Origin of the sequence: Flagellimonas pacifica (genome assembly GCF_900215465.1) — a bacterium.
Taxonomy (GTDB): Bacteria; Bacteroidota; Bacteroidia; order Flavobacteriales; family Flavobacteriaceae; genus Flagellimonas; species Flagellimonas pacifica.
This window is the reverse complement of sequence record NZ_OBEH01000008.1, coordinates 127,261-138,002: the sequence shown is the minus strand read 5'-3', so window position 1 is coordinate 138,002 and position 10,742 is coordinate 127,261. Positions and strand designations below refer to the sequence as shown.

General features: G+C 39.1%; 6 protein-coding genes. All 6 read right to left on the bottom strand.

What is annotated here, in order from left to right; all coding sequences use genetic code 11:
* The coding region (locus CRO15_RS19030; RefSeq protein WP_207763961.1) for a hypothetical protein at positions 1-695 on the bottom strand (695 nt) is incomplete at its 3' end.
* A 511-nt stretch (positions 696-1,206) separates the two neighbouring features.
* Positions 1,207-3,087 (bottom strand): hypothetical protein, encoded by a 1,881-nt coding sequence (locus CRO15_RS19025; protein ID WP_097047437.1) that lies wholly within the window; start codon positions 3,085-3,087, stop codon positions 1,207-1,209.
* A gap of 174 nt (positions 3,088-3,261) precedes the next feature.
* Positions 3,262-6,045, bottom strand: a complete 2,784-nt coding sequence (locus CRO15_RS19020; protein WP_097047436.1) for a proprotein convertase P-domain-containing protein — start codon at positions 6,043-6,045, stop codon at positions 3,262-3,264.
* Between the two features lie 239 nt (positions 6,046-6,284).
* Positions 6,285-8,246: an OmpA family protein gene (locus tag CRO15_RS19015; RefSeq protein ID WP_097047435.1), complete on the bottom strand. Its 1,962-nt coding sequence runs from the start codon at positions 8,244-8,246 to the stop codon at positions 6,285-6,287.
* Between the two features lie 11 nt (positions 8,247-8,257).
* Positions 8,258-9,202: a PorP/SprF family type IX secretion system membrane protein gene (locus CRO15_RS19010; RefSeq protein WP_097047434.1), complete on the bottom strand. Its 945-nt coding sequence runs from the start codon at positions 9,200-9,202 to the stop codon at positions 8,258-8,260.
* A 12-nt stretch (positions 9,203-9,214) separates the two neighbouring features.
* Positions 9,215-10,742, bottom strand: a 1,528-nt coding sequence (locus tag CRO15_RS19005) for a gliding motility-associated C-terminal domain-containing protein (protein WP_133067295.1), incomplete at its 5' end; no start/stop codon positions are given.

The window sequence follows — 10,742 nt, the reverse complement described above, 5'->3', positions numbered from 1 at the left end:
TTGTCAACATAGTTCTTTGTCGCGGCGTCCTGTGCATTGGTAGGGTCGGCCAGGTTCGTAATGGCGTTGTTCCCTGCACTGGCATCCTCGCCGATAACGTCCTCAAGGTCCTGGATCTCGTTGTTAGGGTCCGAATCAGCATCGTCGACATTAAGAAACAGTGTGCTTCCGTCATCAATACTAATATTTCCTGCTGCACCATTAGTGCTAATATCTTGGTCATCAGTATCTATCAATGCAGCTATATCTGCCAAGGCCACTGAAAAAGTATTGGTATCGGAATCGGTAATAACTAGATTCGTATTGGTAGCATCAATCCCAAACGAAGTAACTGTTGTATTGGTATCGGTCAGGGTATCACTTAAACTACTTAAGTTAACATTTACACTTCCCCCATTTTCCAAAGTCAATGCCAATTCATTTGTAGCTCCATTAAATGTAAACCCCGTTAATTGTTGGTCATCTGTTGAAGTCAGTTCCCAAGAATCCCCATCCCAAAAATAAATTGTGCCTGTATTGGTATTTACGTATACATCTCCTGTATCTGCTCCTCCTGGGGCTATAGCTCCAGGACTTGTTACCACTGTTCCACTTAAAACTTCACAATTGCATTGATCTTGTAAAGTCACTGTAGTTTGGGAAAAGGCAAATCCTGTGAAGAATAGTAAAACTATAACTATGATGCTCTTTTTCATGGGGTTACTATTAGTTGAGTTTTATGTCTTGTTTTTTGTAATCTATATTTTCTATATGGTAGTATCTTCCAATACATTTGTTTGGATACTACTACACTTTACAAAATTACCTTTACCTATAGGGGGTGAAAATATTTGTTGTGTACATCCATAATCTGACGGTATAGTGGTTAAATCTTGAGGTCATCATTATTATTTTTTATGATTTTTTTAAGGTCGTTGGTCGATAAATCCAATAATATCAGTAGTTATCAAAAGGATAATTCTGACAAAAAATCCTTTCATTTGTCTTCAATTCCATACTAGAACTTTTCTTTACAAACTACATTCTCGAGATTGTTTCTTGTTGAATTGGAGATAGGTATTCGAGGGTTATTTAGTAGTATGAAAACAAAATATTGGTAATAAAATTCATCAATATCCATTTGTACAGTATTGTATAAAATAGAAGGATATCAACCATTTTTCCTTAAAATGGAGTTTGGAAATAAGTAAGAAGGCAATGTATCTGTTAGTTCTTATCTATCCTAAAGGTGATATTCCTATTGGTGATAACTGTGTTTACTACAAGGGTAAGAGTTACTGTATTTGAAGCTGTGCTCGTACAGCTGGATGCAAAATTGGATACTAATACACGAAATTGAGCTCCATTGATTGCTGGCGTTGGGCTTGTTATCAAAAGTGTATTTGTGCTTGTACCACTATACATTCCTCCATCTGACAAATCATCCCAAGTAGAACCATTAAACAATTGCCATAGATACGTATCCGTATTGGTTGCGGTAACACTAAATGTAGCTGAGCATCCGGGGCATGTTTGAGCATCGGATGGTTGAGCTGTTATTGCAGAGGTCAACACTTCCCGATAATCATATGTGGAATTACCATTTGCATCATCAGGCGTGGTATAGCCATCGGTTCCACTGGTTACAAGACCGTTTACATCTATTGTTGGAACTCCAGTTCCCAAAATACCATCGGAATCAAAATCTGTATACCCAGCTTCATCCACATCATAACAGGTATCTCCATCAGCATCTATTTCGTAGGGGTCATAGTCATTGTCCGAATCTGAATCCAAAATTGTAAAAGTAAGATCCGCATATATAAAATCATTATTTTCTACACTTGAAAATAGCCCATTTGCACCAAAAGCAGTCGCAACACCGTCAATTATGCCATCATTGTTCACATCGTTTACTCCTGAAACATCCAATGCTCCTCCTTCAACTAAATCGAATATACCATCATTGTCCGAATCCAAATCCAAATTATTATCCAGACCATCTCCGTCACTATCACAAATCGCACTTACATATACCGAGCCGTTCATACTTTCCGGTCCAGGACCATCTTGATTAACTACTGTGAAAGAATTGTTGTTACCAGGAATCCAGTTTATGGTATTAAAGGCTACTCCGCCTTGAGCATGCATTACCTCCAATGCGGTTGAACCAGGTGCTCTTGTTCCATATATGGTGACGTTCCCGTTTTCATCAATTATTACTCTTATTCTGGGTAAGCCATTGGTGTTGGCAACCCATGGCGCTGAAATAAATGCATTGTCCGATTGAAATAGGGTATATATCTCCCCTACACCCAGTGCGCCATTTTCAAATTCCAAAATGGAGTTGTGAATAGTGGTAGCATTTATGTTTAACTGAAAAGAATTATCCAATGTAGCAAAATCCAGTTTTAAAAATCCTGTATCGGTATGGGTAAAGGTGGTTGACCTTGTACCCGCATTTGAAGATCCAAAAAAGGCCACGTTTAATGTTGTACAATATTCTTCATCATCAGTAAGACCATCATTGTCATCGTCAATATCCACGTCATCTGTTATACCATCACCATCTGAATCGGGAGCGCTAATAGCCGTAATCTGTACATCATCAATAAACACCTGATCATCGTTACCAGACCAATTTCCGCCCCCTTTAATAAATCTAATTGTAGTGGTAGCAGAAATATATGCTGTGATATCTTGACTAAATGAGCCACTTGTTGAACCTGAAAGTGTCACTAAAGGATTATATGATGAACCGTCATCTGAAACTTCGACCAGCAAAGTTTCCCCAGCTTCTAAACTTGAGGTCCGCCAATCAAAAGATAGGGTGGCCGCCGAATAAGAACTCAGGTCCGCAGATCTAACAATGGTCTCTGTCCATATATAGGAAAATCTTAGTTCATTTCCTGTGATTCTTATATATCCACTCGAAGCCGAATTGTCATCACCCGATTCATTCCATGGGGTGGTAGCCCAATTTTGGGTACCATTAGAGTTTGAATACGAAACTGAGCTGAAAGTATCATAAAATGTTTCTTGTGCAGCTACAGCAGTTGTAAGCAAAACGAGTAAAATTGGTGTAAATGCTTTACGCAATTTTTTCATACAAACTACCCAAGGTTATCATTTGATAAAAATATGTTGGGTGTTAAGTGTTTCCTAAAAAATGTTGTCTAGTAGACCATAGTCTTAGTGAAGATGTTAAATGATGGGGTATACGCTACTAACAAATACATCAAATCTTAAAATATTGATGCAAGTAAGTAAGAAACAAAATTCTTAATTTCTATTCACCCTGTAGGTAATTCTCCGGTTGGTGATCACACTATTCACTCTAAGGGTGAGTAGTGCATTTGAAGAAATCAATGATGTACAGGAACCTGTAGAGTTTGATACAATTACTCTGTAAACATAACCTTGCTTGTCTGCCCCTGTAGCCAAAACAGTTAAGGTGGATGTATTAGTACCTGAATACTCAACACCATTGGATACACTGGAAAAACTTCCCCCTCCATTAGTGCTTACTTGCCATTGATAAGTATCTGCATTAGTGGCAGTAGTTGAAAAAGTACCATCTGTTCCCAAAATTACCGTTTGGTCCGTTGGTTGGGTATCTATTGTTATTGGGCTTACAGTAATAGTTTGCGTAACATCAACTGTATTTCCAGCATCATCGGTAACTCTATACGTTCTAGTAATAATTTCTGGATTGGATCCTCCGTCACTGGAATCCCCAATAAAGGTTACTGTTGGGTTTACTGTACAATTATCCGCCTCATCGGTCACCACCGTAATGTCTGATGATGGCACGTCTGATGAACAATACACCGTAATAGGTGCAGGATTGCTTGCCGTTGGAGCAATATTATCAACTGTTAGGGTAGTAACCCCAGTGATACTCAATACGGGATCACCGGTAGTTCCCCCATATTCCACAATATATCCTTGTGGGGCATATGCCCCTCCTCCACCCGCATTGGGCAAATCATTCCACGATCCCGGTGATGTGGTTACCGAAGGATCAGTAATATGGGCATAATCTTCATTACCCGCATTATTAGGTTCTCCTGAATTCCAAAATGCAAAGTTGGGCGTACTTCCCCCAACGCCACCATTCCAAAAATTTGTTCCAGCCTCGGGACCTGTAACCCAGTTCCAAACACCTTCAGTAGTAGCATCACTTCCTCCAATCCACCCTACACCCTGAGCTTGAGATCCTGAAAAATCGGCCTCGGGTTGAGATGTAAGTGTTGCAAGATATCCCTGTAACCCAAAATAGGTTCTTAATGCGGCTGCATCCCTAGCATCTGTCCAAGTAATCCCAGGATGGGCTATAAATTCGTAATAGTGTCCCGTAGGAGGTAAAAAGTTAGCAGTTCCAGGGGTAATTGAAAATTGCCTGGTTCCAGTTGGGCTTCCAGCACTACTGGAATATTCAACTGCTAAAATTGCTGCCTCAAACTCTGTAAAAGTTGTTGGTCCTTGTAAGGTAAGTTCTCCTTCCACCGCATCCCAGGACGCAGTAATATTAGGGTGGGTTCCCGTAAGATTTAATATATCTTCACCATTGATATATCCTGAAGATATCTGAATATAAACAGCATCTGTTGTTGTATCATCAGGATCGGTAAGGCTAACGGTTTCAACTATTGCCTGAGCTGTTCCTGGGCAATATATTTGATCTCCTGTCACAGTAAGTACAGGTGGTTGGTCAGCTGTCGGCACAATTGATTCACTCAAGTCATCAGCCGTAGCATCACTATCAGTTTGATCAGCACTAACCACCGAGATGGTATTTGTAATGGTTGAACCACTGGTACCACCATTTACACTTGCAGTAATATTTAGGGTTGCCGTTGAACCATTGTTTAAGTTACCTACTGTCCAAACTCCTGAAGCAAAAGTATAGGGACCATCGTCACTGACATAGGTTATTCCTGCTGGTAAAATATCAGTTATATTTACATTGGTAGCATTTTCCGGGCCGTTATTTGTTACTGTAAGTGTGTAAACAATACTGTTCCCTTCTTTAGGTGTAGTATCATCAACTGTTTTGGTCACAGCCAAATCTGTAGAGGTAGCGGAAGCCGTACAAACTTGAATAGAAAAACTATTCAGAGTTCCCGTATCACCATTAAAATCATCAAATATCGATAGTGTCCAAGTACCACTTGGGTCTTCGCCGTCAAAATCTGATAGACTTCCTTCTGGGCTAAAAGTACCTGTAAAAGGTGCTGAACCAGAAGTAATTGCCGTTGCTGCTGCATCATCAAAAATTGTATTAGTATAATTGTCTCCACTTCCTCCATTATCTGATGACAACAAGACCGTTGTACCTCCAGGACTAGTTAGACTAATATCCATATCCTCATCCCAAGTATGGGTAATATCCAAAGTAACAATCACATCCGTAATAGTTCCGGAAGCAAAACCACTTAGGTTGGAATTTAATGTGGTAAGATCAAAAATTGTAGATCCTGGGGATGATGAAATTGTATTACATGAACTCCCAGAAGCGGTACCCTGAACGGTTACATCATCTATAAAATAATATTCACTATCACTGTTTTGGTTGGTTACAAACTGAACTCGTATTTCCAAGGTGGAACCTGAAAGTCCTGTAACTGAATATGAAGAGAGTACTCCAGTAGTGGTAGTACTCTGGAAATCTATCCAAGAGCCAGAATCAATTCTATAGGAACCGGTAAAACTGTCTCCTGATTCTACTCCTGCAAAACCTGCATCCATACTAAAAGAAACATTTGTATAGGATGAAATATCAATAGCCGTTGTAGCCCAAGTTTCAGTTTGATCTGTGTTTCTTGCGTGCATTACTTGATCACCACTTAAACTAGCAACATCCAATCTCCTGTTGACATTGGCATGTGTATCTCCAGTTGCGGCCCAAGTAGTGGCTTCTGGCCCAGTTGCTGTACCAGTCAAATCTTGAACAGCAGTTGGGCTTTCAAAATCTTCAAACCATATTGTTGTCTGCCCAGAAACTCCATAAGTTCCTAAAAGCAGAATCAAAAGTAATAAGCCTTTTTTCAAAAGAATTTTCATAGAAAGACAATACCATGTAAATGGAATGTTTAATTCCAAGTCATGTTAAATCTCAATAAAAATAGAGGGGATACCTTTCCAAGCCCAAAAAATGTTGTCTAGGACTTAATTCCAATAGTGTAGAAAGGAAAAACTGGGGTATGCATTCCGAATTGCACCTTAAAATTAAACACACTTTATCGATAAACCTTTATAAAAAGGGATATTTTCAAAGTTTTTGATGAAGAAGAAACAGTGTGTTATTCAAAAATAATAAACTCCGATCTTCGGTTTAATTGATGCTTGTCTCTAGAACATGGTATACCATTTGCGCAGTCATTGACCAATCTGGTCTCACCATAACCTTCACCTTGTAATCTATCCGCAGAAATTCCTTTGGAAATCATATAATTTACCGTAGACTGAGCTCTTTTTTGGGATAACCAAAGGTTGTAAGCATCATTACCACGACTATCTGTATGAGAATTCACCTTAATTTTTAAACTCGGATATTTTTCCATGGCTACAATCACTTTTTGAATCTCAATTTCGGCATCAGGGCGTATATTATACTTATTCAAGTCAAAATAGATAGTGCTTAATTGTAGTAGTTTAGCCAAATCATCACCAAAACCACCAGTGACCACGTCCCGTTCTAGATAAAAATCTACAATTCGGGGTTTACCGTATGATTTGTTCAGATATTCTTCAGCAGGTACATAGCCATCTCTTGAAGCTCTTACAAAATTTCCTTTGGCACAGTCCAAAGCCAAAACATAATTGCCTTTTGAATCCGTTATAGTGGATGATACTTCGTTATTTTCCTCATCAATAATCTTTACCGTGGCCCCCACTAGTACTTCATTGGATATTCTATCCCTAACTGTACCCGTAACATCCTGTATACAGTCCAACACCAATGGTTCGCTTTCCACAAATTCATAAATATCATCTTCGCCCATACCTCCTGTTCTGTTTGAAGAGAAATAACCTTCTTTGGTTTCATTATTCATGATAAACGCAAAATCATCGTAATTACCATTAATGGGTTTACCAACATTTACAACAGGTTCATTAAAGTTTCCGAAGGTGATTTTTGTGGCAAAAACATCTAGCCCACCAAGTCCTTGATGTCCATCAGAAGAAAAATACAAGACCCCATCTTTGGTAATAAATGGAAATGTTTCCCTTGCTCTTGTATTTATATTCTTACCAAGATTAATAATAGGTCCATATGTTCCGTCACCTATAATCTCAGTCATAAATATATCAGATTCCCCAACAGATCCCGGCATATCGGAAACAAAGTACAATTTCTTTTCATCTGGACTCAAAACTGGGTGTGCCACTGAATAGGAATCATTGTTAAAAGGTAGTTCAATAATATTGGTCCATTCTCCATTGAACAATTCGGCACTATAAATTTTGAGTCGTATTACGCCTTCTTGATCCTTATATTTTTTTCCGTCCAAAAAGTTGTTACGAGTAAAATACATTGTGGTACCATCCTTGGTAACGGCAGAAGTAGATTCGTGCAGTCTGGTATTTACCTCTCCTTCCAATTTAATCACCGCATTATTGGAAACACTATCAGCATTAACTTTATATAAATCCAAGAAATCCCTAGAATTCCATGTATGTCGATATCTTGCTAAATTTCCTGTATCCCTATCTGATGAAAAAATAAGTCCTTGCTCATAGAAAGAAGCTGCAAAGTCTGAATATTTACTGTTATAACCGAATGGTTTTACCGTATACCTCCCAGAATTTTGTTCTATTTTGTCAAGGTAATCCTCATTATAGCGGTCAGCTTCGTCACCTGTTGCCGTGATTTCCTTAAACTTTGCCATTACTTGGGACGCACCATCATAATCTCCCAAAGTTTTTAGGCTCTGCGCATATCTAAAGTAATAGTCGGGTGCTATCTCATCTGGATACGTTTCAGCTAATTTCTTATATACGTTGGCCGCTTCTTCATATTTTGCATTGAAATAGTATGAATTACCAAGCCGTTTCAATAAATCTGATGACACATAACCCTTGTCCAATACTTTTTTGTAAATATCAATTGCAGGGCTAAAAGAATATTCATCATAACGTTCATCTGCCTTAGCTTTAACTTTGGCCTGCTGCTTCTCATTGACCTTTGCCGGTTCTTGTGCCATTGCATTGGTCAAACATCCTAAAAAAACAATAAGAAGTATAAGTATTCTTTTTAGCATATTACACTTTGTTAAAAGAATCTAGGTGATACTGTTTTCTGGAACGCTTTTATCAACTCCAGTCTTAAAAATACTTCAAAGGATCCATCATTAAACTGGGTTCCACCCAATTCTGTTGTTTCCCGGTCATAAGCCAGACCTAACATAATCTGGTCGGTTATCTGAAATCCCGCCAAAGCACTTACTGCAGCATCCAAACGGTATGCAGCACCAAAACTAAACTTATCCGCATAAAGAAAACTGGCGGAAAGATCAACTTGTAATGGGGCACCTCCTACAGCTTTGGTCAAAAGAGCCGGTTTAAATTTAAGATCGGCATTTAAATCAAAGACATAACCTGTTATCAAATAAAAATTGATACGTTCCGCTGCTAGAAAATTTACAGAATCAGAACTTCCGTTATCAAAATATTCAGTTTCCATAACATTGGGTGCTGAAACACCCGCATAGAACTTATCGGTATGATAATAAATACCCAACCCAAAATTGGGAGAAAACTTGTTATCAATATTGTCCTGATTTACTACTTCTTGGTCAAAGTTTCTTAGCCCATTGAAATCAAGGTTCAACATATTGCCCCCAGCTTTTAATCCAAAAGATAACTTTGCATCCCTAGATACGTCTATGGTATATGAAAGTACAGCATCCAAATAGGTTTCTTGTACAACTCCATCCCCTATATTATCGTTAACAATAGAGATACCGTATCCTAATCTACTATTTCTTATTGGAGAATGAAGATTGACGGTAAATGTTTCAGGAGCACCATCAAGACCCACCCATTGGGAGCGATACAAACCTGCAAATGTCAACTGACCTCTTGATCCTGCATAAGCCGGATTAACACTAAGGGTATTGTACATGTATTGCGTGTACTGCGCGTCTTGTTGTGCAATAAGGCCTTGGACTGTCAAGACAAGAAATAAAAACGGAACTAAAAAGTTTCTTTTAACCATTTTTTCAATATGTTACCTACTTATATAAATATATTCGGAGTCGGTAAAACTTCCTTCATCCGTTTCGTAGTCAAATATATAAAAATATACTCCTGCGGGAAGATAATCGTTTACGCTAAGGGTTGATCTACCACGCGAACGTCCGTCAAAAACATTGTTCACATTGTTGTAATCTTTTCCTTCATATACAGCTACTCCCCAGCGATTAAAAATTCTAAGTGTACTTGTTTTTATCTTGCTAACTCCCCTAATAAATAGAAAATCATTTTTAAGATCTCCATTGGGTGTGAGCATTTGATTAACTGAAATATTCTCGATAGCAACTGTAACCGTAGCGGTATCACAGTTATCCGGATTGGCCACTTCGCAGATGGTATATTCAATGGTATAAATGCCATCAAATGTTCCTGGTGCCACTCTGACACTTCCGTTATCCTCAATTGTGAGTACATTCGTCGGAGTAGAGGTCAAAATTACATCAGATAAGGTGACCGATTCACCATTAAGTGTATCATTGGCAAGCACATTGCTATTAGGAATAACCCCGCCAGAGGTATCACCATTATAGGCATCATCTACTGCATCGATAATATTCGCCACGCCAGGTCCAACTTCTACGGTCACAGTGCCCGTATCGCAATTGTCAACGTCAGCTATCTCACAAATGGTATATTCAATAGTATATGTACCCTCTTGTGTTCCAGTGGCAACACTTACACTTCCATCATCATTTACACTCAGTTCATTGGTGCTAGTTGAAGTCAAAATTACATCTTCCAAGGTTACAGAATCACCATTTAAGGTATCGTTGGAAAGCACATTACTATTGGGAATTACTTCATCTGAACCATCAGCACTGTACATATCATCTACTGCATCAATCATATTCCCCATACCAGGCCCAACTTCCACTGTTACTGTACCCGTATCGCAATTATCAACATCTGCAATCTCACAAATGATGTATTCTATAGTGTAGGTACCTTCTGGTGTTCCAGGAACAACACTGACACTTCCGTCATCGTTAATAGTCAATTCATTAGTGCCTGTTGAGGTCAAAATTACATTCTCCAAAGTTACAGGATTACCATTCAAGGTATCGTTAGAAAGCACATTGCTATTCGGAATTGCTTCATCCACATTATTGGCTATATAAGAATCATCCACAGCGTCAATTGTATTCCCAATACGAGGGTCCAGGTAGTCCGGTGTACCGTCATCGTCACTGTCATCATTGGTCGGGTCACCGTCATTGTCAACATCCTCGTCAGGGGTGTCTATGCCATCCCCGTCATCGTCAAAGTCCCGGTAGTTCACATCCTCGGTACCATCCGTGTCCGGCAGGTCGTTCGCGGGGTCGTCTATCTCATCGTTGACATCATAGCCATCGTTAACATCACTGCCCTCGTAGCCATCGTCAAGTCCGTCGTTGTCAGTATCCGTGCCCGTATATGTCTGATCGGGAATACCGTCAAAGTTGAAGTCGTTACCCTCGTTGTTGTCCGCAACAAGGTCATTGTCACTGTCATCGTCCAGATAA

Bases quoted from the DNA above. Each gene is read 5' to 3' on its own strand.
- CRO15_RS19025 (WP_097047437.1), bottom strand. From the start codon at position 3,087: ATGAAAAAATTGCGTAAAGCATTTACACCAATTTTACTCGTTTTGCTT.
- CRO15_RS19020 (WP_097047436.1), bottom strand. From the start codon at position 6,045: ATGAAAATTCTTTTGAAAAAAGGCTTATTACTTTTGATTCTGCTTTTA.
- CRO15_RS19015 (WP_097047435.1), bottom strand. From the start codon at position 8,246: ATGCTAAAAAGAATACTTATACTTCTTATTGTTTTTTTAGGATGTTTG.
- CRO15_RS19010 (WP_097047434.1), bottom strand. From the start codon at position 9,202: ATGGTTAAAAGAAACTTTTTAGTTCCGTTTTTATTTCTTGTCTTGACA.